Source organism: Paraburkholderia sp. XV, from assembly GCF_020177535.1.
GTDB lineage: Bacteria > Pseudomonadota > Gammaproteobacteria > Burkholderiales > Burkholderiaceae > Paraburkholderia > Paraburkholderia caribensis.
The window spans coordinates 18,040-42,039 of record NZ_JAGUUD010000078.1; the positions used below are offsets into that span (position 1 = coordinate 18,040).

At 59.5% G+C, this 24,000-nt stretch carries 21 protein-coding genes; 4 read left to right on the top strand and 17 right to left on the bottom strand.

Features of this window, described 5'->3' with window-relative positions; translation table 11 throughout:
* Positions 1-16: 16 nt before the first annotated feature.
* The gene (locus KFO72_RS28865) at positions 17-1,468 is read right to left on the bottom strand and encodes a M20 family metallopeptidase (protein WP_225033556.1); all 1,452 of its coding nucleotides are present in this window, start codon (positions 1,466-1,468) and stop codon (positions 17-19) included.
* Positions 1,469-1,570: 102 nt separating this feature from the next.
* Here KFO72_RS28865 and KFO72_RS28870 point away from each other — a divergent pair, with 102 nt between their 5' ends.
* Entirely contained in the window at positions 1,571-2,479 is a 909-nt protein-coding gene (locus tag KFO72_RS28870) for a LysR family transcriptional regulator (protein ID WP_225033557.1), read from the top strand.
* 861 nt (positions 2,480-3,340) lie between these two features.
* Here the strand turns inward: KFO72_RS28870 and KFO72_RS28875 are convergent.
* The gene (locus KFO72_RS28875) at positions 3,341-4,399 is read right to left on the bottom strand and encodes a porin (protein WP_225033558.1); all 1,059 of its coding nucleotides are present in this window, start codon (positions 4,397-4,399) and stop codon (positions 3,341-3,343) included.
* A 454-nt stretch (positions 4,400-4,853) separates the two neighbouring features.
* On the opposite strand from KFO72_RS28875, the gene KFO72_RS28880 reads away from it, so the two are divergent.
* A complete protein-coding gene (locus KFO72_RS28880; protein ID WP_225033559.1) occupies positions 4,854-5,576 on the top strand; it encodes a helix-turn-helix transcriptional regulator in 723 nt (240 codons plus the stop codon).
* Here KFO72_RS28880 and KFO72_RS28885 read toward each other — a convergent pair.
* From KFO72_RS28885 to KFO72_RS28935, 11 genes are all read right to left on the bottom strand, one after another.
* Positions 5,573-6,256 carry an ABC transporter ATP-binding protein gene (locus KFO72_RS28885; protein ID WP_225033560.1) on the bottom strand — a complete coding sequence of 228 codons (684 nt, stop codon included), beginning with the start codon at positions 6,254-6,256 and terminating at the stop codon, positions 5,573-5,575. The genes KFO72_RS28880 and KFO72_RS28885 overlap by 4 nt on opposite strands.
* Positions 6,257-6,276: 20 nt before the next feature.
* Positions 6,277-8,052 (bottom strand): ABC transporter permease subunit, encoded by a 1,776-nt coding sequence (locus tag KFO72_RS28890; protein ID WP_225033561.1) that lies wholly within the window; start codon positions 8,050-8,052, stop codon positions 6,277-6,279.
* The gene (locus tag KFO72_RS28895; RefSeq protein ID WP_225033562.1) at positions 8,030-8,875 is read right to left on the bottom strand and encodes a branched-chain amino acid ABC transporter permease; all 846 of its coding nucleotides are present in this window, start codon (positions 8,873-8,875) and stop codon (positions 8,030-8,032) included. Before KFO72_RS28895 ends, KFO72_RS28890 begins: the two co-directional genes overlap by 23 nt.
* A gap of 4 nt (positions 8,876-8,879) precedes the next feature.
* The gene (locus KFO72_RS28900; RefSeq protein WP_225033563.1) at positions 8,880-10,064 is read right to left on the bottom strand and encodes a substrate-binding domain-containing protein; all 1,185 of its coding nucleotides are present in this window, start codon (positions 10,062-10,064) and stop codon (positions 8,880-8,882) included.
* A gap of 36 nt (positions 10,065-10,100) precedes the next feature.
* Positions 10,101-11,522 carry an indoleacetamide hydrolase gene (gene iaaH / locus KFO72_RS28905; RefSeq protein WP_225033564.1) on the bottom strand — a complete coding sequence of 474 codons (1,422 nt, stop codon included), beginning with the start codon at positions 11,520-11,522 and terminating at the stop codon, positions 10,101-10,103.
* A 199-nt stretch (positions 11,523-11,721) separates the two neighbouring features.
* A complete protein-coding gene (locus KFO72_RS28910; protein WP_412101805.1) occupies positions 11,722-12,954 on the bottom strand; it encodes an MFS transporter in 1,233 nt (410 codons plus the stop codon).
* Positions 12,955-13,104: 150 nt separating this feature from the next.
* Complete coding sequence (locus tag KFO72_RS28915) at positions 13,105-14,157, bottom strand: carbon-nitrogen hydrolase family protein (protein WP_225033565.1); 1,053 nt, start codon at positions 14,155-14,157, stop codon at positions 13,105-13,107.
* A 152-nt stretch (positions 14,158-14,309) separates the two neighbouring features.
* The gene (locus KFO72_RS28920) at positions 14,310-15,269 is read right to left on the bottom strand and encodes a helix-turn-helix domain-containing protein (RefSeq protein WP_225033566.1); all 960 of its coding nucleotides are present in this window, start codon (positions 15,267-15,269) and stop codon (positions 14,310-14,312) included.
* A gap of 83 nt (positions 15,270-15,352) precedes the next feature.
* Complete coding sequence (locus KFO72_RS28925; RefSeq protein ID WP_225033567.1) at positions 15,353-15,517, bottom strand: alpha-hydroxy-acid oxidizing protein; 165 nt, start codon at positions 15,515-15,517, stop codon at positions 15,353-15,355.
* A 448-nt stretch (positions 15,518-15,965) separates the two neighbouring features.
* Complete coding sequence (locus KFO72_RS28930; RefSeq protein WP_225033568.1) at positions 15,966-17,177, bottom strand: porin; 1,212 nt, start codon at positions 17,175-17,177, stop codon at positions 15,966-15,968.
* A 52-nt stretch (positions 17,178-17,229) separates the two neighbouring features.
* A complete protein-coding gene (locus KFO72_RS28935) occupies positions 17,230-18,606 on the bottom strand; it encodes an MFS transporter (protein WP_225033575.1) in 1,377 nt (458 codons plus the stop codon).
* On the opposite strand from KFO72_RS28935, the gene KFO72_RS28940 reads away from it, so the two are divergent.
* Positions 18,527-18,724, top strand: a complete 198-nt coding sequence (locus KFO72_RS28940) for a hypothetical protein (protein ID WP_225033576.1) — start codon at positions 18,527-18,529, stop codon at positions 18,722-18,724. The two genes, KFO72_RS28935 and KFO72_RS28940, sit on opposite strands and share 80 nt — an antisense overlap.
* A 25-nt stretch (positions 18,725-18,749) precedes the next feature.
* Here the strand turns inward: KFO72_RS28940 and KFO72_RS28945 are convergent, their stop codons facing one another.
* The 4 genes from KFO72_RS28945 to KFO72_RS28960 all read right to left on the bottom strand — a co-directional run bounded on the left by KFO72_RS28945 (position 18,750) and on the right by KFO72_RS28960 (position 22,535).
* A complete protein-coding gene (locus KFO72_RS28945; RefSeq protein WP_225033569.1) occupies positions 18,750-19,274 on the bottom strand; it encodes a gamma carbonic anhydrase family protein in 525 nt (174 codons plus the stop codon).
* A gap of 25 nt (positions 19,275-19,299) precedes the next feature.
* Positions 19,300-20,514, bottom strand: a complete 1,215-nt coding sequence (locus KFO72_RS28950; protein WP_225033570.1) for a CaiB/BaiF CoA transferase family protein — start codon at positions 20,512-20,514, stop codon at positions 19,300-19,302.
* Positions 20,511-21,470 carry a hydroxymethylglutaryl-CoA lyase gene (locus KFO72_RS28955; RefSeq protein ID WP_412101806.1) on the bottom strand — a complete coding sequence of 320 codons (960 nt, stop codon included), beginning with the start codon at positions 21,468-21,470 and terminating at the stop codon, positions 20,511-20,513. The genes KFO72_RS28950 and KFO72_RS28955 overlap by 4 nt, the downstream gene beginning before the upstream one ends.
* 174 nt (positions 21,471-21,644) lie before the next feature.
* Complete coding sequence (locus KFO72_RS28960; protein ID WP_225033572.1) at positions 21,645-22,535, bottom strand: LysR substrate-binding domain-containing protein; 891 nt, start codon at positions 22,533-22,535, stop codon at positions 21,645-21,647.
* A 91-nt stretch (positions 22,536-22,626) separates the two neighbouring features.
* Between KFO72_RS28960 and KFO72_RS28965 the strand changes: the two genes are divergently transcribed.
* On the top strand, positions 22,627-23,715 hold the full coding sequence (locus KFO72_RS28965) for an IS630 family transposase (RefSeq protein ID WP_225033573.1): 1,089 nt from the start codon (positions 22,627-22,629) through the stop codon (positions 23,713-23,715).
* The last annotated feature ends 285 nt before the right edge of the window (positions 23,716-24,000 follow it).

Consider the following 24,000-nt stretch of genomic DNA (forward strand, 5'->3'; position numbering starts at 1 on the left):
TAGTTTGTGGTGAGGGTTACGCTGCTGAGAAGGGCTTGCCTTTCACATCGCCCAAGTCCCAAAAAAGGCCTGCCATAAGCTGCAAGCCTTCTCGGGCGACATCACCAAGGAGGTGTTCATTGGGGGCATGCTGTGCGCAGGCAGGGTAGGAGTGAGGTATCCAGATGGTCGGCAACTGGAGAACGTCGGCGAAGACATGGTTGGGAATCGTGCCTCCGAGATTCGGCAAAACGGCTGTCTGCTTACCGGTGCTCGCAGTGATAGACTGCGCCGCCAGGCGTGTCCATGGCGATTCCGGATCGAGCCGGGTTGCCGGCGTCCCGTGTTTCACAGCGACATTGACGCTCGTAAGGCCGTGCGCATCGAAAACACGCCGAAGTTCGCCTTCTATTTCGGCTACTGGCGTACCAACGACATACCGAAGGTGGCAGTGAGCGATCGCGTTGGGCGGAATGGCTCCTACCGGGTTGGAGGGATTACCGCTTTGCATCGCAAGCACTTCAAAAGCATTCCACCCAATCACTCGTTCGCTGGGCGTCAACCCGGGTTCGCCCCATCCTTGGTCTATTACTGGGTCTCCATTGGAACCACCGATCTCGATGTGGGCCAGAGCTTGACGCACGGTGTCTGGAATAGCGGGAGGGCGCATCGAATCTATAAGGATGCGACCGTCCTTGTCTACGATCAGGTTGATTGCGGCTGCCAGGATCACAGCCGGATTGCTTAGCAAACCACCCCAGTTTCCTGAATGGTGAGCCGCGTCGCGAAGGTTTAAAGACAGTTCCACCCGAACAATGCCTCTCGATCCAAGGAAGATCGTCGGCCGCTCTGCGCTGACTCTTGGTCCGTCCGATGCGATTAGTACATCTGCTGCAAGCAGGCTGGCGTGTTCTGCGCACACGCGTTCCAAGCCAGGCGAACCGCACTCCTCTCCACTTTCTATCAAAACTTTACAGTTGAAACCGAGACGCCCGCCTCGTGTGTGAAGGACACTCGCGAGCGCGGCGAGATTGACCGAATGTTGGCCCTTGTTGTCAGCGGTGCCTCTGCCGTACCAACGGTTCCCCTCAACAACGAGGGTCCATGGTGATAGTCCTTTGCGCCATTTCGCGTCATCTCCCTTGACGACATCCGCATGGCCGTAGATCAGAACCGTCGGACATTCGTCGGATTCGTGGCGGGTCCCGACCAAAAGGGGTAAGTCCGCCCGTTCTGGATTCTCGAGGACCAGCGTTTCGAACCCCATCGCATGTAGAGGGACGGCGATCTCGTCGTCCAGGTACGTTTGTATAGCGTCTCGGCTGGACCCCGCCTGACTTTCAGTCTTGTGCATCACGCGGGTCGCCAGACTTTCCCGAAAGTCACCGCGGTCGAAGAATTCAGCTACGTGAGCGAGCGCGGCGGCTCGCGCTTCCGGATCGGCCGTCGCAGAAGCTACCTTGTTGGTCGGATCAACTTCCAGTGCCATGTTCGCTCCTGAGAGACGTGATGCGGTGACACATGTTGACGCCGACCAACTTTCGCGGCAATTATGATAAAAATAACTCCCCCTTCTAATTTTTAGAAAGCCATGTTCGACCTTTATCACGGCTCCGCTGTCCGGTACTTCATCGAAGTCGCTCGTGCCGGCTCACTTTCAGCTGCGTCGGACCGCCTGCACATAGCCGTCTCAGCGATAAGCCGGCAGATTGCGAAGCTGGAGGGAGACCTTGGTGTGCCGCTGTTCGAGCGGCTCCCGAGAGGGATGGAGCTAAGCGAGGCCGGGAAGAAACTTATGGCGTTTGCCGTCAAGAACAGGCTTGAGGCGGAAATGCTGGCCCGTGATATTCAGGGTCTGGACGAGCTTGAGTCCGGCAATATCCGTCTGGCCATTTCCGAAGGGTTCTCTAACGGAATCGTTCCGAACTGTGTGGCGGAATTCCTGGCGCGATATCCAGGCGTACATATTGATGTGTATGCAGGGTCTCCACGTGAGGTGGCACAGCGGGTGAAAGACGGCGACGCTGACGTCGGAATCAGCTACGCTATTTCGCCCCTTGAGGGTGTGCGATCTGACAAAGCGAATCTCGCGTCTGTTTCGGTACTCGTCCGAGCCACTGATCCGCTTGCTCGGCGCACGAAGGTCTCATTGCGAGATATTGCGAGAAGAAAGGTGGCCCTTCCAAACGAAGGAACAACTTTGCGCGACCTACTTGACGCCGGCGCGGCACACGCGGGAGTTGTGTTCGAACGAATCGTCATAGAAAGCAATACGTTCTCGCTTCTGTATGCGGTCGCCAAACGAACAGACGCTGTCTTTTTCGCTGCGCGGCAATCGCTGACTCATCGATTTGAAGCTGACGGGTTTGTGCCCGTTCAAGTCGATCCCAAGGAAGTGCGCGCGAGAACGATTGAGGTCCAAACCATGGCGGGACGCCGACTGTCCACCGCAATAGCCACCTTCAAGCAGCACCTGATCGACGCGCTAAGTGATAACTGATCCCGACGCTGCTAAAAGGTCTCTGCCGCCAGGTGGTCCCACGATGGCGTGTTGTCGGCAAACACGGATATCTTGTCTCGAAGGCCCTCTCGGATCAACACGGCATCGCCCCGCTGAGTCGTTGCTTTGGGAAATACCCTGCGCGGGTCGACATCTCGCCCATCGGCGTAAATATCCCATCTGCGCGCGATCGCTTTGTGGATTTTCAACCGAAGCGGACACCATAAATTGAAATCCGTGGCCGATCGCGCGTGGTAGCGCAATCGGTCAGATTTTGGGGAAAGTCTGTTGTCTGGTGCGAAGCGGTCGTCCGAATGTCTGTATGACAGCATGAGTGAATGACGGCACCTGGCCGGATTGAGGCCGTGCCCTTGGCGATTTGCGCGCCGCGAAGCGGCCATTGAGCAAGCACCTATGAGACTTCGGGCATAGAAACTTGACGACGACCACGAACGGCCGTTCGTGACCGATTGGGTCAGGTCGCCACCGGCCGCTTTCTGGCACCGCAGTTCGCAGGACCTGGATTTGTCGAATGACCGTTTCTGAGAAAGTTGTCTGACCGAGAAGGGTCGGGAGTACTCACCGGCGACTGGCCGCTTCCGGCAAGAGAATATTCAATGGCCGCTTCCCGGCGGAGGATTTGAAGGGCAGATTGACGCAACCCGACGTGATGGTGATAGCGAAACGGCTGCTCACAACGCGAGACAACAGCCATTCGCGCGTAAAACGTAGCCAGGTAACTCGGTGTTTTAGTCCCATTTTCGCGTAGAAATGTATCCCGCGCGACTCTTTATCAACATACACTCCCTTCTCCAACAAATTGGCGAACCTCCAGTTCGCCATCGGCCTTAACCCCGGCAGCTAGAACTTGTGCCGAATGCCGATCCTCGCCGCAGTCTGAAAATTCGTGCTGGACGGCGATCCGAGCGCCGCTTCGATTTGCGCGCCGAATCCATGGTCATGCGCGAGCGCGCCAACGAAATAAACGTCTGTTCGCTTGGAAATGAAGTAATCCGCGCCGATGGTTACCTGATTCGCGCTGCCAACTCCGTTGTTGCGGTCTTGAAACTGGAACCCTGCCCCGACTGAGAGATCCGGCCTGACAAGGTAAGTCATGCCACCGTCATAGGTCAGCGCCCGAGCTTTGGTTCCGCTGCTCAACTGAACATCGGTCACTACGCCGAATATCTGAGCGTTCCCCAAGCTGTAACTTGCACCGCAAGCATATTCCGTCAGATTCGCGGAATCCGTAGCGTTATGCTGCTTGAAATACGACAGCGATGCAGCAAGCGCGCCTTGGCTATAGTTCAGCAGAAAGTTCATCGAGCTGTTGGTGCCCAGCGAGCCGGCAACATTGCCGAAACCGTACATCGCGCCGACACTGAAACCCGAAATTGTTGGCGAAAGATACTTCACCGAGTTGTTGATGTTATCGCCCCACAACCTGTTATCAAGCGTATAGCCACCAGCAGCGTAGGCTGGAATTCCCCACCCCAGGATACCCGCTGCGGTGTTTCCTGCGATCGAGTACGCGGGGAAGATATCGCCGATGAAGTCGTATTGGCGTCCGAGCGTCAGTGTTCCGAAGCGCCCGTCAAGGCCTACGTAGGCTTTGCGATTGAACAAGAGCCCGCTCTGCGCCAATGCCCCACTTGAAAGTTGAAAACCACTTTCGAGCGTGAAGATTGCGCTGAGCCCGCCACCTAGATTCTCTTTCCCCGTCACGCCCCAGCGGTCGCCCTGCGAAGATCCTGATGTAAATTGCACAAGAGCGCCATGTCCTGTGCTCGATACTGCATTGTTTGTGTATGTGATGCCCGCGTCCATCAGCCCGTATAGCGTCACTGACGACTGCGCATGTGCCGCGCTGCACAAAACCGCCACGCAGACAACCATGCTTCGCTTGATTACCATATTCATATCGCGATCCTAACTTTATAGAGTAGTTTTCGTTGACGAGAGTGACTGAGGAAAACGTCCCGCTGGAAATGCGTCGGAATCGTTCGGTCAATGGGCAGGCGTCTCCGGGTGATCCTCCAGCTTGCCTCGCTACTACGAACAGTCTCAGCACGTCCGCTTCCCACTGTGCGTCTACTCTATGACCGGGGTTTTTTGAGCCCCATCGTTAGAAATATCGACACGGACACTGCGACATGAGCCCGCGCTCGCGAAATTCTGGACCCCTCGCGATCTCCCTTCCGATCTGCAATCGGCAGTGAACCTGACTTCGGCATGGATACAACGGACGGGCAACGGCAGCGAAGATCGTTGCTGAGGGCGTTTTTTTACCTGCTATGCTTGACGCGTAATGCGAACCAGCCTTTCGAGTCTGCCGCGCAGGCCGCCCCCGATTCCTCTTACCGATGAGGCACCCTTGAAGCCACAAGTTCACGATCTCACGCTCGACGAACTCCGACTTTTCGGCGACATCATCGGACGGCTCGAAGAGCTCGGGCCAATTGTGGATGTCAGGCGCGTCGTCTTGCCGGACCTGACCCGGCTGATGCGATCCGATTTCTGCGTCTCCTACAATTGGGACGCGGAGAAAGGGACCTATGTCGACCCGATTGCGGTGAATGTCGACTCCGATCACGTGCGTCGCTACACGACCTGGTACCAGCACAACGACCCGATGACGGCGCAGCTATGCAAGATGCGCAGGGCCACGTTCGTCGAGGAAGTGATGGACCGGCCTGCACTGGAGAGAAGCGAGTTCTATAACGAATTTCTCGCGCAGGATGGCTTGCATCACGGGATCAACGTGTTTGTCTTCGATGGCGATCGGCAGCTCTGCGACCTGAGAATCTGGCGAACCAGGAATCGACCGGAGTTCGAGATGCGCGACAAACTCGTGCTCGATGCGGTCGAGCCGTTCCTTTGCCGCGCCGTCAAACGTCGCGCAGGCAGCGCGACGGGGCTCACGGACCGTGAGAGCGAGATTGCCCAGCTTGTCGCAAAGGGGTGTACCGACCAGGATATCGGCCGCCTTCTCTGCATTAGCCTGTCGACCGTGCGCACTCATTTGCGGCGGGTTATGGACAAGAAAGGCCTCTCCAACCGCGCGGAGCTGGCAGCCTCCGTCGCCGCGGCGGGCTAAACCGCCAATACCGCTTCGAGCCGGTCGCGAGACATGTCGACCGAGTCGCCCGACAGTACGACCTCTCCATGATCCAGACCGATGAAATGGTCGGCGATCGAAGTGAGAAACGTCAGATTCTGTTCAACGACCACGAACGCCGCCCCTTCCGCGATTCGAGCCCGGATTACGGATGCCATCCGCTCCAGGTTCTCCTGCTGAACCCCTTCCGACGGCTCGTCGATCAGCGTGAGAGGCGAACGCTCCGCGATGATCCTGGCGAAGGAAAGCAGTTTCTTTTCCCCACCGCTCAGCTTCCCGGCCGGTTGGAACAAGCGCTCTTTCAGCCGCGGGAAAACCCGGAATAGCTCGTCGTATGCCTCCAGGCTTCGGCTCCTGAATCCGAGTGTCAGGTTGTCCGAGACGCTCAAATTGTCGAAAACGACCCGCTCCTGCGGCGCATAGCTCACCCCCAGACGCCGCCGTTGATGCGACGGCACTCTGCCCACTTCGCTGCCGTTGACGGTGACCTTACCGGACGCGGGCTGGATAACGCCCGTCAAAGCGCGCATGAGCGTCGACTTGCCCACGCCGTTGCGGCCGAATACGCCCAGGACGCTACCCGCGGCCACCTCGCCGTTGATCCCTTTGAGCACCATCGTGTCGCCGTAGCCCGCGACGATCGACGAAAACTTCAGCATTGCTTCTTCCCGGCGCTCGCTCACTTTCTTCCTCCCGAGTAGACGGCCTTGACGTCTTCCGACATCTTGATCTGCGCCAGGGAGCCGACCGCGAGGCTTCGTCCCTGATGCAGGACCACCACCTTGTCGGCGATTTTTTCAAGCGCGCTCATGTCATGCTCGATCACGATGGCCGACGCGTCCAGTTCGCCCACGGTCGACGTGATCGCATCCATCATGTGACGGGTTTCGTGTGCCGAGAGGCCGGCGCACGGTTCGTCGAGAAGCAAAAGCCGCGGCTCTGTGATCGCCACCATCGCGAACTCCAGCATCTGGCGCATCCCTTGAGAAAGGTCACCGGCACGCACAGCCATGTTCGATTCGAGAAATCCAAATTTTTCGAGCGTGCGAACGCGTTGAAGCGAATTCCAATGCAGTGGCACCGCGGTCAACATCTCTCGCGGACGGATCCGGTTCGACCAGAGCGCGATCTGAAGATTCTCGTTGACGGACAACTGCGCAAAAACCGACGGAATCTGGAACTTGCGGCCAACGCCGAGGCGGGCGACCTGCCATGCCTGCGAGGACGAAATCTCGGCGCCGCGAAAGCGGATTTCACCTGAACGGACGGGCAAGCGGCCCGTCATCGCATTGAATGTCGACGTCTTGCCTGCGCCATTCGGGCCAATGAAACAATTGACGCCCCCTGCCCCAACTTCGAGATCGAGCCCGTTGAGAATGTTGACGCCGCCCTGGCTGACTTCCACCTTCCTGAAACTAAGCAGCGTGGATTCAGCCGGTCGTAAGTCGATCGTCGCGATATCGTGCGCATCGATTCGTTTCTCCGGAATGGGGTTCGCAACGCGCAGACCCGCCATTCGGGCAAGCGCGGTGGCGGCGCCGGCCAGACCATCGGGAAATAACCGCACCACACCGATGAAAATCAGCGCAACCAGCACCTCCCAATAGGTGAACAGGTCACGCCACGTCGCGGCGAGCAGTCCGATCACGACCGCACCGAGTTGCGCGCCCAGCGGACTGCGCTTCCCCCCGACGGCCGCCCAGATGACGAACTGCGCGGACAATGCCACCCCGACCGCCTGAGGACCGACAAGGCCCTCGTGAGGCGCATACAGCGCGCCGCCCAAACCGGCGATCGCGCCTGAAAGGCCGAAAGCGGCGGCCTTCAGCTTGTGCGTCGCGAATCCGAAAAACTGGAGGCGATCTTCATTCTCCGAGATCGCTGCCCAGAGCGTCCCGATCGGCCTGCGGTTCAGCCAGGTGATCAGCGCCGTGACCCCGACCGCAGCCGCGGCGATCACGTAATACAGGTTTCCATACCTGTCGGTCATCGGCAGATCGGGGATATCGGTGAGCCCGTTGAAGCCGCCGGTCACGCTGCTCCACTGATTGGCCAGCAGAAACCCCAACATGCATAATGCAAGCGTAATCAACGAAAAAAACGGCCCACTATCGATTCTGCGCGCAAAGACGATAAATCCGATGGCATAGGCCAGGACCGCCGGTACCGCGATGGCGAGCGGAAGCAGAATGAGCTGCCATTCGCCACCGGTCGTGGCCGCGGAGCGCAATACAAAAGCGCTGACATACGCGCCCAGTCCGAAGAACAGGCTTTGGCCCAGCGGCAAGAAACCCGAGTTCCCCCAGCACAACGCAACGCTTTGCGTGGCCATTCCGTACAGCAGCAGAAGGCCGATCTGGTTTGCGCTGTAGTCGCCGGCCCACAGCGGCAGGCTCAGAAGAATCGCCGCCGTGGCAATCTGCAGGGACGTTTCAACGGCGCGCGATGAGGCCATTTGGGCGACTCCACAAGAAATAGATGGACAGGATCAGCACGGCGGTATAACCGGACGTCTGATCGATGAAGCTCGACACCGCGACCTGCGTTCCGCCGATGACGAACGTGCCGACCGCGAGACCGAGCAGGCTGCCCAGGCCGCCTACAACGAGCACGAAGAACGAATTGAGCAGATAGTCGAGGCCCATGTACGGCTCGACCCGCACGATCGGTGCGAGCAGCACCCCGGCCAACCCGGCCAGCACCACGCCCGTGACGAAAGTGCCGCTGGCCAGCCGTGTCGTATTGATGCCGGCCGCCCTGGCAAGAAGGGGATTCGCGACCATGCCGCGAATCCGAGCGCCCGTCTGGCTGCGGCTGTACCACGCCGCGAGCCCCGCGAACGCCAGCGTCACCGCGAACATCATCGCAAGCCGGAATGCCGGATACGGGGTACCCAACACGTCGATCGATGCGCCATCCGCACCTGTCACGTCCTGGTAACCCTTTCCGAACAACGCGACCACGCCCTCGCGCAGCAGGATCGAAACACCCCAGGTTGCGAGCAAGGTATCGAATGGCCGCTGATACAAAGGACGAACCAGCAGGCGCTCGACGATCCATCCGATGACGGCGCACACGACGATCGCCACAGGTATTGCAAGCAAGGCGGGTAACCCGAGGCGCTGTACGACGACCACCGAGTACGCGCCCAGCATGATGAACTCGCCATGCGCCATGTTCAGCACGCCCAGCAGCCCGAACACGATTGCGAGGCCGATTGTCGTAAGCGCGAGGGCCGCACACGCGTAGCCGAGATTGAGAAAATAGGAAAGCAGCATGACGTCAACCCGCACCCGCTCCGCTCGCACAGGTCTCGGCCGAGCCAGGTTGCGAGAACGTCTTGACGATGTCGTATCGCGCGCCTGATGCCTTCGCGAGGAAGATGTCGGCCGTCACGTTGCGGGACTTCATCGTGACGACGCCGCGCGGGCCTTTGTAGCTTGCCCCGTCGGAAGCTTTCGTCAGATCGCCGATGGACACGGAATTGGCCTTCCTGACAATCGCGTCGTACATCAGGATGCCCTCGTACGTCGACTCGCCGATGCTGCTCAAAACCGACGAAGCGCCGAACTGCTTGTGATAACGCTCCAGGAATTGCGCGGACGTTGCGGTCGGGGTCGAGAAAAACCCCGAAGCCGAGTAGAGGTCCCTGGCGTTGGTCGCACCGATGCCGATCAAGGTGTTTTCCTCGATCATCGTGCCGAAACGGATCATCTTGTCGCTGAGACCGAAGCTCGCAAAACTTCTGTTGAACGTGACGGCCGAGCCGCCCACCAGCGTAATAAAGACAGCATCCGCCTTGCTGTCCCGAATTTTTCCCAGTACCGCGTCGAAATTGTCGACGTCGAATGGCACGTACTCTTCGCCGACCACAGTCGCACCAGCACCCTGAATCGCCCTTTTCGCCACTTCGTTCGACTTTCGCGGCCAGATATAGTCGTTGCCGATCAGGAACCAGCGCCTGACCTGGTGTTTGGCCGTCAGCCAGGGAATGACCGGCGTGAGTTGCTGCGCGGGCGTCTCGCCAACGAAGAACGTCCCCTTGGCGCAATCGCCCCCCTCGTACATCGGGGTGTAGAAGTAAGGCACCTGCCCCCGGAAGAGACTTTCCAGCGCCGTGCGGACGGCACTATCGTGCGAGCCGATGAAGACCTCCGCCTTGTCGCGTTTCCAGAGACGGAGTGCCGTCTGCGCCGACTCGGAAGGTGCGGCGCCAGCGTCTCCGACCAGCAACTCGAGGGGGCGCCCCAACACGCCTCCGCGCGCATTGATCTCGTCGATTGCCATCGCTGCACAGTTTTTGCACGCCTGACCGAAAAATGCGGCCGGCCCGCTCATCGGCGCCATCAGCGCCAACTTGAGCGGCTGGTTTGCCGCACGCACTGATGCTGGAACGAGCCCCCCGACCCCCACCGCAGCACTTGCAGCACCAAGCGCAAAACTTTTCAGGATGTTTCGACGATTCATTTGCTTGCCTTTCTCGTTAAGACGTTGCCGGATGGATTAAACGTGTGCGTCGAGACGCGGGAACGTCGCGGCACACAGAACGCGCTCCATTTCCTTGCCGATCTGCAGGATTCGCCGATCAGAATACGGAGCACCGTCCAGCGCCAATCCAACCGGGAGTCCATCCTGGGTCAGACCTGCGGGAACGGTGATGCCGGGTACCCCTGCGTTGCTGCCTGGTTCGGTATTTCGTGTGTACGCGGCAAAGACATCGAGCGCTTCAGACCCGACCGCCACGGTTTCAGCGCCGATGCTGCACGCCGGAACCAGGACTGTCGGAAACAGCAGCGCATCTGCGTCCACTTCGCGAAGACACGCCGCGTAAGACGTGCGCGACTGCTCTCGCGCGAGGAGCGCTTCTGCATATTCGCTTGCGGAAATCGCTCCGGCCCCCAGGATGTCGCCGACGATCCGGATCACATCCGGGCTCTTGATCCGGGCAACGATCTCCGGAAACGTCACTGCCACGCCACCGGTTTCGAGATAGCGCCCCACGGCACCGCTGAACTCGAAGAAAGGGATGGTTTCGCTCTTCTGCGAACGGAAAAGCGGATAACGCCGCAGATCCACGTCGACCAACTCAAAGCCTGCATCCTCGAGTTTCTGCAGCGCACATTCGAGTACCGGCCAGGCATCGGGTGACAGCCCTTCCCACAACGTCGAATACGGAACCGCGAGGCGAAATTCGCGTGTATCGTCGACCACGGGAAGCGCCGAGCTACTTCCCGACAGGATCTCGTCCAGCAACATCACGTCGGCGACCGTACGGGCGATCGGGCCGACCGTGTCGCGCGTGGGCGATATCGGTACGACGCCCTCGGACGGATAGCGTCCATGCGTAGGACGAAAGCCGACCAGTCCGCACAGCGCCGCCGGAATTCGAACCGATCCGCCGGTGTCGGTGCCGAGCGACGCCGGCGCCGCACCACTCGCCACCAACACCGCAGACCCGCCGCTGCTTCCCCCGGGAATTCTGGACGCGTCATACGGGTTGCGGGCCGGACCGAAAAATCCGTTGTCGTTGGTGCAGCCGAAAGCGAGTTCGTGCATGTTGGCCTTGCCGGCAACCAATGCACCCGCTTCGATCACGCGTGCCACGACTGGCGCGTTCTCTCGCGGCACGGCGCCGCGCAGCGCGGCCGTTCCCGCGGCTGTCGGCATGCCCGCGCAGTCGATGTTGTCCTTGATTGCCAATGGAATGCCGGCAAGTGGCATCCGGCTGGTTTGGGCTGCGAACGCTTCGTCGTGCACTCGCGCCGCTTGCAACAGCGCGTCCGGGTCGAAATACACGAACCCGTTCAGCGACTCGGTTTTGGCCTGTTGTTCCACCAGCGCCTGAACGTATTCCAGGCACGAAATCTCGCGTCGGTCGATCGCGCCTTTTGCTTCGACAACTGAAAGCTGCGGCAGGGTTAGCATCTACGTTTCTCTTGCAGTTTGGTATTCGTAGATTGCGCGTCGGCTTTTTTGTAGCGCATCGTCAGAAATGACGACGGCGCAGCCAACCCTGGCAGCGTCGCGTCATCGCCGCTGGTGCAGCCTCACGACCGACGTCGGCGGCCGTGATTGCGCGAGTCCGCGCGACGGGTCCGACAGCCGCCCGCTCTTTGCCGGACGTTCAGGCCGCGTCGACGCTCGACACGGCGTGCTTTGACGCCGCAGCGGGTACCGTTTCATCAAGGAACATCCCGACGAAAGCGCTCACCAACGACACCCCCCCGACAATCAGCATCGGATAACCGAGACCGAACGTGTCGGCGAGCCCACCGGCCACCACCGGCATCAGGACCCCGCCAATGAGTTCGCTGACAGCGGTCGGTACGCCCACGGCCGAGCCGGTCAGCGTCGGCGGTACCGATTCGCAGGGAATCACGGCAAGAAAGAGCGGCGCGATGCCGAAGCCGCAAATCCCGGCAGCAAAGAGGTTGGCGAACATGACGACCGGAGAAGCGTGACAAAGCACGAATGTCAACATCAGGATGCCATAGCAAGCCGCGGAGACGACGAGCACGATACGCCGCCCGAGCCGGTCCGATATCGCCGGAACGGCGATCATCCCGATAAACCCGCCGAAGCCCCAGCCTGAGATGATCAGGCCGACCGTGCCGAGGCTCAGGCCCACGACTTTGGTCAGGTAGAGCGCGACGAACGTCGAGAACACGAACAGGCCCGTCTGGAACAGCGAGCCGATGACCGTGGTCAACCAGATGTTCTTGTATCTCAGCACGGTCAACGGGCCGCCCGAAGCCGCCCGGACCTGCTTGTCGCGACTGGCCTCCGTCTTGCGCATGGTTTTGCCGATCAGGAACGTCAGCAAAAGCCCCGGGATACCAAGCACGAAAAACACCCATTCCCAGCGCATGTGCATCACGAGCTGGGTCGCGATAATCGGCCCAAGCCCGATACCCAGAAGCGGGAAAAACGATTGATGAATGCCCAGATTCAGGCCGCGCCGGCTCGGCGTCGATATCTCGTCGATCGTCGCGACGCTGGCGCTGAAGACGCCGCCCTCGCCCACGCCCAGAAGGCCTCGCACGAGCAGCATGCTGTGGAACGACTTCGCGATGCCTGTAAAGGAAGTCATCACCGAGAAAAAGATCGAAGACCCGAGCAGAATCTTGCGACGCCCATGGCGGTCGGACAGGCTCCCGAGCACCCAGGTCGAGATGGCCCACGTCAACGCGAGAACCGACGCGATCGCGCCGGCCTGCGTGTTGTTTAGTTTGAGCTCCGGCAGCAGAACCGGAAACAGATACACGATGACCAAACGGTCGAGACCGACGATGCCGAACAGCACCGCAAGACAGACGACCATCTTCCATTCGTAGTCTCTATTTTCTTTGTAATTCATATCGGCATCCTAACTATATTGTCGTGACCAGATGGTCGCTGTTTCGAAGACAAACCATCCCGTTTCAATCCGCGTCGAGCCAACCTGGCTGCGACACAAAAACCTCCTGCCGGCTCGCCATGGAACGACATGGCGAGCTCGAGGGTTCTGCTACCGAGCTCCGCCGCTTTGCGCCAGCTCGCACTGGCAACCGTTGTCCGGGGGTGCTGGATCATCGGCGACCGTCTCCGCGGGTGTGCTGTCGAGAATCTCGGTGACAGGGGGGCGCGGCCGCCGGTCGATCAACAATCGCAGAACGTCAGGCCGGGAGTAATGCCCCACAGGATCGAAGACGCACTTTGAAAGCGATTGCATGCCGAGATCGATATTCGCGTAGAGCAGGCCTTCCGCGGTTTCGTCGATCTTGTCGAACAGCTCCGCCCCGTCGGGCCCGTATCCCACGCTATGGCCACCGCCTGCCCGCAGCAGCTGACGTTTGTCCTCGGTGTCGCAAAGACGCTCGACCATCTCGTCAGTGACGACGGTCGAGGGCGCGAGGACGAAGCATCCTCCTTCGACCGCATAGGTCCGCGAAACCGCGTTGTTCACCTGGTGGCTCAACGCGCTGGCAAATTCATAGAGGGAAAAGCTCGGCCAGGCGGCAACGTGGACCTGTTCGCCTTGCGCATACATGGCGGCTTTGGTCAAAGGCTGCACGTGTTCGGCACAACAGAGCGCGCCAAGCTGTCCCAACGGACTGTCGATCACGGTTAGGCCACTGCCCTCCCCGTCACCGAAAACCGTCCGCTCCAGGTGGGTGGGCTTGAGTTTCTGTCGTTGCAGGAGGGTTTCCCCGTCGGGGCCGATCATCCATTGGGAGATATACAAGGAGTGGCCCTTGCGCTCCGAGAGACCCATCACGACCGTGATACGGCTTTTCCTCGCCGCGTCCCTTAGTGCATCGGCTTCCGGACTGTCGTAGCTCAGCGAGTTGTCGAAGTAACGCTGAACGTAGCCTTTACTCATATACCAGGCCGGTGTGCCGAGCCAGACGTAGAACGGGTAGCCCGGCAGCCACACTTCAGGGAATGCGATCAGGGCGGCGCCGGCCTGCGCTGCCTCTTCAATCAGGCGGATGGATTTTTCGATGCCCGCCTGAAGATCGAGGAACGCCGGGGCGGCCTGCACGACAGCGGCTTTGTATTGGGGATGATTGAGAGCCAAGATACTCCTCCACCACTCGCGGGACGGGACGCCCGCAACGTTACAGAGGAAGTGTCCGGGGCCAATATGGTGGACGCTTGACTTTGACAGAACAGAATTTTTACTTATGCTGCCAGGTAGGCGGGACCGCGGCGCAGCCCACTGAGGGCGATTCAACCAGCGCCGCGATGCTTCGCGCGGTAGTCGCGCGCAGACATGCCGAAGTAACGTCGAAACGTGCGACTGAAATGCGATGCATTATTGAAGCCCCATGCCATCGCAATATCGGTAATCGAGCGGTTTGCGTAGGCGCGTTGCTGAAGCCACTCGCCACACCCCTGGAGTCTTGCCGTACAGATGGTGTCGCCGATCGACTCTCCGACCTCGGCGAACAGTCGGTAAAGATAACGGCTGGAAACCCCCAGCTCATTGGCGATCCGTTCGGGTCCCAGTTCCGGTTCGTGAATCCGGTCCTTAATCATCGCACGTGCCCGGAGCAGGTGCATCTCTTTAACATTGGATCTGGGCACCGGCAACGTGTTGAAATAATCTGCCAACGCCAGCGCAACCAGGTTCGCCGACACATCGCCAAGCCTCTCGCAACTTTCCATGGCGCCTTCGGCTGATGAAAGCGCCCGGTGGACGGAGGCGATATGGTCCGCGGCGATCCGGCGTATCCCGGTGGCCGCAGGAATCCTCACTGCGGTGTGCTGCCGGCCACACGGCACCAATTGCTCCAGCACCTTGCGGGGAAAGCGGATCGTGTAATGCTGCCCGGAGAAACGCCAGACAAAATTGCGCGACGAGTCGAACAGCACCATGTCCGTGGGGTCGACGAAGGCGGTGCGGGAATCCTGTTCGAGCGCACTTCGCCCCTCAGTCTGTATCGACACAAGCAGATAGTCATCCGCCGTACGCCGCACTTCGTCCCGGTCATGAGCCGCGATGTGATCGACCGCCGAGATTCGCGACACGCACACTCCGCCCGTATTCACGCTGGAGATCTCGCCACGAAATCCCTGATCGGACCCGGTCCTGAAAACCATCGGGACGCAGCTGGCCCGAACCTGATCCGCCCATGCCAGAAGCCTGTCGTCGCGAGGGTAATGATCCGTAGTCGTCACTTGATTCATGGCACAAGGTTCCGGCGGCAAGTACGCGGTATCGCTATCCCGAACAATCGCGCATCCAGAATCCGGCGTCAATGGGCAGTTGCCTATGATGGCCGCTTCGAAATAGAACTGCGGTCCAGCTCGCTCACCGAGCAACAACCGATGAGGGCGAGCGTCCGGTCCGTTTCCCGCTTGATCATCTCGATGACGTCGCTCACGCCGATTTCCCCTCTGACGGCCAACCCGTATAGGGCGGCGCGGCCCAGCATTAGAGCACTGGCCCCAAGGCCATCGCCGCCTTGACGACATCGGCCCCAGTCCGTATACCACTATCGAGAATTTACAGTCGCTCCAAGCGGCTGGTAGTGCAGACTCGATCGAATCGGCAGCTTCGAGCGGTACAACGGCCATCCCCTGCCTCAAAGACTTATGGAGTCGATGAACCACGGAGCAGCTATTTGTCGGTATGGCGGGGATACAGAGGCAAATCGATCCACATGCGCCCCTTTGCTCACTCGCCACGCCCCCGGTCGGGCTAACGCGCCCAGCAGTGCGACCCCACGCACCAACGCCTTGGTGGTCAATGAGATAGGCCTTAAGAGAATCCAGCAGTTTAGGCGGGAGAGGTCAGATGCGCATAACTCGCAATCGATGATGATACTGCCCGACAAGATGGCGGGCTGATGCCTTTCGTCAGCCCGGCTACCTCTTGCCTGCTCAGAACTTGTGCCTGATACCTAGCCGCACCGCTACCTGCCTGTCATTGCTGGACGCGGTAAGGCCGTTGATCGACGCCACAGCCGCCTTGTTCGTCGAATCCGTGCCCGACGCTTTCTGGAACACGCCGATGAAGTAGAGATCAGTCCGCTTCGACAGGAAATAATCCGCACCGATAGTACCCTGATGATAGATGGCACCCGGATTCGTCCCTGAACGGGTAGTTGTGCTGCCGCTCTTGTTGTAGTCGTACGCGGCGCCGAGCAGCAGCGCGGGCGTCACCTGATACTTGAAATTCAGTTCGGCGTTATTGAACGTGACCGAGCCGGTGTAACCCAACGGATTTGGACCGGACGTCGCGGTATCGCCCAGCGATTTAAACTGACTATTCGAGTACGTCGCGCCAACCGTCGCAGCGCCGATGGTATAAGCCGCGCTCGCGCCGACGACCTGATACGTATGCGCCGACATGAATCCGCTGATCACAGGGTTGGTGGCATTCGCAGTCGCCGCGGTCAGCGCAGTGGCGGAACTGTTCCCGAAGAAGCCGACGTTCGCGTTGCGCACGTTCAGATAGCCGGCGCCGAGTTGTAGTGGGCCCTGACCGTATGCGGCGCCTACTGACCAGACCTGATTCTGCGCTGCATTTCCGGCGATGCCGCCGAAACTATAGAGTCCGCCGAACGTTACACCGCCCAAGGAGGGACTCGTGTACTTGACTGCGTTATTGGTTCGCTGGCCGTTATTGAAGTTGTCGATGTCGCCGGGATGCGCGCCGATATATCCCGCCCATTGATGACTGATCGCAATTGGCGACGCAAAATCCACCACGGAATCGTATTGGCGACCCAGTGTGACGGTGCCCAGTTGCGAACTGCCGAGTCCGACGAAGGCCTGGCGACCGAAGAGCAGTCCGCCTTGACCGAGGCGTCCGTTATTCACGTCGAAACCACTTTCGAGTGTGGCCAGCGCCTTCAGCCCTCCTCCCAGATCCTCGACGCTTTTCAAGCCCCAGCGACTGCCTTGCAAAACGCCGTTCGAAAGGTTGAACAGCGGCTTTCCGCCTGAAGCAGTCGCAACATTGCTTGTGTAGTTCACACCCTCGTCGATGATCCCATAAAGCGTCACGCTGCTTTGCGCGAACGAAGTCAGTGACCACAACGACGATCCCACGATTCCTAAGGTGAACAACTTTCTCAAACTTGCCTCCATTAGTTATGCTTATTAGATCCCGCTTACGACTTCAAAAATTCCGTTGATTCGCCTACTTCGAGAGTGTTTCCAGAGCGATGTTCTTCGTCTTAGGCCCGAGCAAACCGATCGAGAGAATGACGAGTCCCATCGCGCAGGAGATGAATGTGAAGACACCTGTCACGCCGAATTGCTTCAGAATGTCTGCAATGACGAACGCCGAGAAAATGGCGGAGAGGCGGCTCCACGAATACACGAAGCCGACGGCACGCGCCCGGATGCTGGTGGGGAACATCTCGGTTTGATACGTGTGATACGTATACGAGATGATATTTCCCGACAGCGTGAGACAAATTCCCATCAAGATCAGCATCGTCGTGTCGCGGAACTGACTGAAGAGAATCCCGCACACGACGTTCACCACGCTCATCGCGACAATGATCGTCTTGCGCTCGAAACGATCCGCGATCAGCAATCCGATCAACGGACCGATCGGCGCGGCAATAGCGATGAGGCTGGAATACATCAGGCTGTGAGTGACGTTGATGCCCTGTTTGATCAGCAGCGTCGGGACCCAGCTTGCGAATCCGTAATAGCCGACGGTCTGGCATACATGGAAGATGATGAACATGATCGTCCGCTTGCCGAACGGCTTTTTCCACATGTCCCTGAACTTGCCACACACAATCACGGCTTCCGGCGCGGCGGGCGGAGGAAGCGGGCGGCCGTACTCGCGCTCGACCCGCGCTTCGAGCCCGGTGAGAATCGCATCGGCTTCGGCAAGACGGCCTCGTTGAGCGAGCCAGCGCGGGCTCTCCGGAAGATTCAGACGGATGAGCCAGACGAAGACCGCACCGTGCGCGCCCAAAAGCACGACCCAGCGCCACCCTTCGAGCCCGAGAAACGTAACGGGCACGAGCAGGTAGGAGAGGAACGCGGCGATCGGTACGGCGGAAAATCCCACGGCCTGCGAAGTCGCGAAGGCGCGTCCGCGTATTTGCTTCGGCACCAGTTCGGAGATATAGGCACCGATCGTGATCAGCTCGACGCCGAGTCCGAGTCCTGCAACGAAACGCCAGAAATTCAACCCGAGGGCTGTCGTCTGAAAGGCCATGATAGTGTTGGCGATCACGTAGCCGATCAGCGCATAGGTGAATACCGCGCGCCGGCCGAATTTGTCCGCAAGAAATCCGCACGCCAGAGTGCCTAGAAAAAGCCCGCAAAACAGCGCCGCGATGAAACTAGCGATCCCCGTCGTACCGAAGAGCCCGTGCGTGGATTGCGCCAATACCCCGCTCTTGATGAGTCCCAGTGCGATATAACCGGTGTACATCAGGTCGTAGATCTCGAAGAACAATCCGAGACTTAGCATGCCCACCATCTTCCAGACGGATCGCGTCGCGGGAAGACGGTCCAAACGGCAACTGATCGTGCCGGCGGAAAGTTCGATCTTCGATTCGACCCGCGAGGAATCGGTCACGATCGGCGTAGCGTCGCTCGCCGGGTACGGCATGGTTCTCGATGCGCTCATACATGTCTCCTTTCTGGGGCTGGCCGCCTCTTTTTGATCTCGATGTCCGGGGCGCGGCCGGACTATCCGACCCGGCTCAGCGATTGCTTGTACTCAACGCCCTTGGCCACGTACGAATCGACGTTCCTCGACACGTTCGCGATTTCTTCCGCGCTGAGTTCCCGCGCGACTTTCGCCGGCGCGCCGATGATTAGCACGTTGTCCGGAAACTGCTTGCCTTCCGTGACCAGCGCACCCGCCCCGACCAGACAGTTCTTTCCGATGACGGCTCCGTTCAGGACCACGGCCTGAATACCGATCAGTGTGCCGCTGCCGACCGTGCATCCATGCAGCATGGCCTGATGACCTACGCTCACGTTGTCCTCCACGACGAGCGGATATCCAGGATCGCCATGAAGAACGGCGCCCTCTTGCACGTTCGTGTTCGCACCGATACGAATCGGTTCGTTATCTCCGCGCAGGACGGCATTGGTCCAGATCGTCGCGCCGTCGTCGATATCGACCGCGCCTATCACGGTCGCGCCTTCCGCGATAAATGCGGATTCCGCAATCCGCGGAAGTCGTTCACCCAAACGCAAAATCGGCATAGCTAGTTCCTTTTTCTGCCTTCGTTCAGGCCGCTTCCGAGGCTTTGGCCTGCGACAGCGCCCCTGCTTTGTCGCTCGAATAGCCGAGCGACTCCAATACCTCCCGCGTGTGCTGTCCGATGAACGCGATGGGACGACGGGGACCCAGCCGCGCGCCGTCCAGCATCAGAGGTAAAAGCGGCATCCTGGTTTGAGAGCCGTCTTCGAGTTCCAGATCAACGAGGCCGCCGCTATCCTGAAGATGCGGATCGTCGAACAGTTCCTCCGGCTTCGTTATGTTGGCGAACGGTACGTTGTTCGCTTCGAAGGCGACGGCCAGTTCCTCGGGGCTTCGCGTGGACAAAGTGGCGGCCAGAGACGGGATGATCCGCTCTCGGGATAACACCCGGTCGTTGTTCGTCGTGAGGCTGACGTCACCGAGCAGGTCCTCTCGGCCGAGAATGTTGCAGAGCGCTTTCCACTGCCCGTCGCCAGTTGCGGCGATGAACATCTGATGACCGTCGGCGAGCGTGAATACATCGTAGACAGCCCAGGCGTTGATACGCTCGGGCATGGGCGCGGCAGGTTTGCCGGTGACCACGTATTGCTGCATATGCTGCGCAGACAGAAGCACGCAGTTTTCGAACAGCGCCGACTGCACTTCCTTGCCCTTGCCCGTCGACGCGCGTTCATGCAGCGCGGCCAGCACGCCGATCGCGCCGAACATCCCACCCATGATGTCATTCACTGAACTCCCGGCGCGCAGCGGACGACCGACCGGACCCGTCATGTACGCGAGACCGGCCATCATCTGCACGACCTCGTCCAGCGCGAGCCGCTTGTCGTATGGGCCGCTGAGAAAGCCCTTGTGCGATACATAGATAAGTCTGGGATTCCTCTCCCGCAGCGTCGCGTAATCCAGGCCCAGTTCGGCCATGCGACCCGGCTTGAAGTTCTCCACGAAGATATCGGCGGTATCGAGGAGTTTCAGCAGCGCGTCCTGGCTATCGGCATTCGACAGGTCGAGTGCAATGCTCTTCTTGTTTCGATTAAAAGTGCGGAAGAAACCCGCGCCCGCGCCGAGAAGACGACGCGTGTTGTCGCCCTTGAGCGGTTCGACTTTGATGACCTCGGCGCCGAGATCGCCGAGAATCATGCCGCATGTCGGTCCCATGACCATATGAGACATTTCGACGACGCGAATGCCTTCGAGAGGAAGGCTGGTCACGTCCGGTATGTTCGCAGTGTTGACTTGGTTCATGACTGCACGCCTCGCGCGCTAAGTTGAGTGGGTACGGATCCGACGAAAATCCCTTCTCGCGCGATATATCCATAGAGGGGCGCTTGCGGCAAGGCATCGGCCAGGGTATTGCGAATTTCAAGAAGAGACGCGATATCGATGCCTGTCTCATAGCCCATCGCATGCAGCATGTAGACGAGGTCCTCCGTCGCTACGTTGCCGGTCGCGCCGGGCGCGTTCGGACATCCACCGATGCCGGCGAGCGACGCGTCGAATTTGCGAATGCCGTAATCGAGCGCGACGACCGTGTTGGCGAGCGCGAGTCCGCGCGTGTCGTGGAAGTGAAGACTCGTCACTTTGCCCTTCGCAAGGGGCAGCAATTGATCCAGCAGACGTCCGACGTGCACGGGCGTTGCGTGACCCGTCGTGTCGCCGAGTGCCACGACGTCCGCTCCCGCTTCGATCGTCGCAAGCGCGATGCGCACGACATCGCGTTCCAGCACGTAGCCCTGGAACGTGCATCCGAACACGGTCGATAAACCACCGATGAGCGTGACGTTTCTCCACGCCGATTCGCTGTCGCGCAAGTGTCGAAGTCGCGCGAATTCTTCGATCATCGCGTCCGGCGTCTTACGGACGTTGGCGAGGCTGTGCTTCTCGCTCACCGATATCGGCGCGACGATTCGATGCGCGCCGGCTCTGAGCGCATTCTCCGCGCCCTTGAGATTGGGCACGAGCGCGGTCACGACCAGATCCGGCAGCGTCAGCGCATGCGAGACCACTTCGGCCGCGTCGGCCATTTGCGGCAGCAATTTTGGCGGAACGAAGGACGCGACTTCGATATGCCGGACACCCGCCTCGTAGGCGGCAGTGATCCAGCGCTTCTTCGCGTCCGTCGGCATCACCTGAGACAAGCTCTGCAGGCCGTCTCGAAGCCCTACCTCTTGCACGACTACTCTCTTGTTCGACTGCGTCACGATACGTCCCTCGGTCATCCGTCATGCGGACAGCATGCCGAGACGCGCGCAATGTAACAATCACGTGGCCGCGATGGCCTCCATCGCCGTTCGCGATGGGCTGGACGGCCGGTCCGTCAAGGGCTCGAGGGCATTAGGGTCCATCCCCTAAGGGTTTCCACTGCCAAGGCCGCGCTAATCCTGGCCTCGCAGAAGATGATCGAGAAAGCGTCCCGCCGGCAGCGTCAACTGGTCCTGGCTTCTTACGCAGATCACGAATTGCCGGGTCGCCCATTGGTCCGAAAGCGGTATAGCCCGAAGATCGTAAGGACCGAATTGGTTGACGGCTTCCACTGGAAGAATGGCGAGGCCGAGATTCAATTGCACGAGGCGAAACGCCGCATCGAAGGTAGACACGTTCGCGCGATATCGCAATTGCCGGCCGTGCTCGGCTGCCACTCGCCGCATGAGGCCGTTCAGTGCGGCATTGACCGACAAACCGATTTGCTCATATGCAAGCGTTTCCGCAAAGGAGACGACCTGGCATCCGGCCAGCGCATGCTTGCTGTGCACCACCACGGCGAAATGATCGGATCGGTATGGAAGCGTTTGAACCTCGGATGCCCCGACGAAATCACGACAGATGCCGAGATCGGCGACGCCGTCCGCGACGCCCCGTACGACTTCCGAACTTACCCGCTCTTCCAGAATGACATTCATTTTCTCGTTGCATTGAAGAAACGACGCGATCTCGTTAGGGAGAAATTCGACGATCGAGGAGACGTTCGCCAGCACTCTGACAAGGCCTCTCACCCCACTCGAGAATTCGCTCAAGTCCGACTGCAGAATCTCCACCGAATGCATGAGATGTCGGGCGTGCCGCAACAAGATTTCCCCGGCCGGTGTTGGCGTGACGCCTCGCGCTCGCCGCAACAGCAGCGACGTCCCTAATGCGTTTTCCATATCGGCGATTCGACGGCTCACGGCTGCCGCGGCAACTTCTTCCCGCGCGCTTGCTCTTGCAATACTGCCTTCCTCGCAAATGGCGACAAACAATCGAAGCGAGGTCGGATCCGGCTGCCACATCGATATCTCCTAGTGTCCCGAGTTAAAAATTCATTGCCTTATTCGCGTTGTGTACTAACCTGGGTTGCAGGATTGGCAAATAAGCGAGGCGATGATGAGAGGAAGACCGAAGGCGCCACTGGTCTTGAGTGAAGCGGAACGCGAACAGCTAACGGCGCTGACCATGCGGCGCAAGACCGCGCAGGCGCTGGCCTTGCGCGCACGCATTGTGCTGGCCTGCGCCGAGGGCATAGACAACAAGACGGTCGCGACAAGACAGCGTGTGACCTCGCATACGGTTTCGAAGTGGCGTTCGCGATTCATCAATCACCGCGTGGATGGGTTGATCGATGCACCGCGCCCGGGAGCACCGAGGACGATCGAGGACTCCCAGGTCGACGCGCTCATTGCTCGCACGCTTGAGTCCGTGCCCACGGGAGCGACCCACTGGAGCACGCGCACAATGGCCCGCGAGATGGGGCTGTCGCAGACGGCGGTGACGCGGATATGGCGTGCCTTCGGGCTTCAGCCACACCGGCAGGAAACCTTCAAGCTCTCCAGCGATCCATTGTTTGTGGACAAGGTGCGCGATATCGTTGGGCTGTATCTGGACCCGCCGCTCAAGATCATGGTGTTGTGCGTGGACGAGAAGAGCCAGATCCAGGCGCTGGACCGCACCCAGCCTATGCTGCCGTTGGCCCCGGGCATCCCTGAGCGACGCACGCACGACTATATGCGTCACGGCACAACCACACTGTTCGCGGCGCTGGACATCTCCACGGGCGAAGTCATTGGCGAACTGCATCGACGTCACCGCAGCAGTGAATTCCTGCAGTTCCTGCGCACCATCGAGGCCAACGTGCCACCGCAACTGGACGTGCATCTGGTGATGGACAACTACGGTACGCACAAGACCTCCTCGATCAATACCTGGCTGGCTCGCCATCCGCGTTTTCATGCGCATTTCACCCCGACCTCTGCTTCGTGGATTAACCAGGTCGAACGATGGTTTGCCACGCTCAGCGAGACATACATCCGCCGTGGCACGCATCGCTCCACCCGGCAACTCGAACAGGCTATTCGCCAATACATCCAGATCAACAACACTGATCCGAGACCTTTCAGCTGGACCAAATCGGCCGACGACATCCTCGCCAGCGTCAAGCGATTTTGTCTACGAATTTCTAACTCGGGACACTAGTGTAACTTCGTTCTCAGGCACACCCAAAGGTGACGAATAAGGGATGGTTGCGCATCTTACCCTTCCCAAACGGTACGAGCGGGAACAAGGTGGGTGACCGAGAAAGCGTCGGAGCCGTCCGAGCGGTCGGCCACCATTCGCCGATTGAAGCTCAGACAGGCTTTAAGCAAAATTCACTAATCTCGTGCATCGGGCAAGAAACTGTGTGCTTGCCTCGATGGATCTTTGACGGCTCTGTCACGTTGGCGAGGTGGTCACGTAAGATGTCGCGATGAAGAAGACAAA

What these genes read in the sequence shown, in the direction of transcription:
- KFO72_RS28865 (WP_225033556.1), bottom strand. Translation starts at nt 1,468, where the DNA reads ATGGCACTGGAAGTTGATCCGACCAACAAGGTAGCTTCTGCGACGGCC.
- KFO72_RS28870 (WP_225033557.1), top strand. Translation starts at nt 1,571, where the DNA reads ATGTTCGACCTTTATCACGGCTCCGCTGTCCGGTACTTCATCGAAGTC.
- KFO72_RS28875 (WP_225033558.1), bottom strand. Translation starts at nt 4,399, where the DNA reads ATGAATATGGTAATCAAGCGAAGCATGGTTGTCTGCGTGGCGGTTTTG.
- KFO72_RS28885 (WP_225033560.1), bottom strand. Translation starts at nt 6,256, where the DNA reads ATGCTGAAGTTTTCGTCGATCGTCGCGGGCTACGGCGACACGATGGTG.
- KFO72_RS28890 (WP_225033561.1), bottom strand. Translation starts at nt 8,052, where the DNA reads ATGGCCTCATCGCGCGCCGTTGAAACGTCCCTGCAGATTGCCACGGCG.
- KFO72_RS28895 (WP_225033562.1), bottom strand. Translation starts at nt 8,875, where the DNA reads ATGCTGCTTTCCTATTTTCTCAATCTCGGCTACGCGTGTGCGGCCCTC.
- KFO72_RS28900 (WP_225033563.1), bottom strand. Translation starts at nt 10,064, where the DNA reads ATGAATCGTCGAAACATCCTGAAAAGTTTTGCGCTTGGTGCTGCAAGT.
- iaaH (WP_225033564.1), bottom strand. Translation starts at nt 11,522, where the DNA reads ATGCTAACCCTGCCGCAGCTTTCAGTTGTCGAAGCAAAAGGCGCGATC.
- KFO72_RS28910 (WP_412101805.1), bottom strand. Translation starts at nt 12,954, where the DNA reads ATGAATTACAAAGAAAATAGAGACTACGAATGGAAGATGGTCGTCTGT.
- KFO72_RS28920 (WP_225033566.1), bottom strand. Translation starts at nt 15,269, where the DNA reads ATGAATCAAGTGACGACTACGGATCATTACCCTCGCGACGACAGGCTT.
- KFO72_RS28925 (WP_225033567.1), bottom strand. Translation starts at nt 15,517, where the DNA reads ATGCTGGGCCGCGCCGCCCTATACGGGTTGGCCGTCAGAGGGGAAATC.
- KFO72_RS28930 (WP_225033568.1), bottom strand. Translation starts at nt 17,177, where the DNA reads ATGGAGGCAAGTTTGAGAAAGTTGTTCACCTTAGGAATCGTGGGATCG.
- KFO72_RS28940 (WP_225033576.1), top strand. Translation starts at nt 18,527, where the DNA reads ATGCCCACCATCTTCCAGACGGATCGCGTCGCGGGAAGACGGTCCAAA.
- KFO72_RS28945 (WP_225033569.1), bottom strand. Translation starts at nt 19,274, where the DNA reads ATGCCGATTTTGCGTTTGGGTGAACGACTTCCGCGGATTGCGGAATCC.
- KFO72_RS28950 (WP_225033570.1), bottom strand. Translation starts at nt 20,514, where the DNA reads ATGAACCAAGTCAACACTGCGAACATACCGGACGTGACCAGCCTTCCT.
- KFO72_RS28960 (WP_225033572.1), bottom strand. Translation starts at nt 22,535, where the DNA reads ATGTGGCAGCCGGATCCGACCTCGCTTCGATTGTTTGTCGCCATTTGC.
- KFO72_RS28965 (WP_225033573.1), top strand. Translation starts at nt 22,627, where the DNA reads ATGATGAGAGGAAGACCGAAGGCGCCACTGGTCTTGAGTGAAGCGGAA.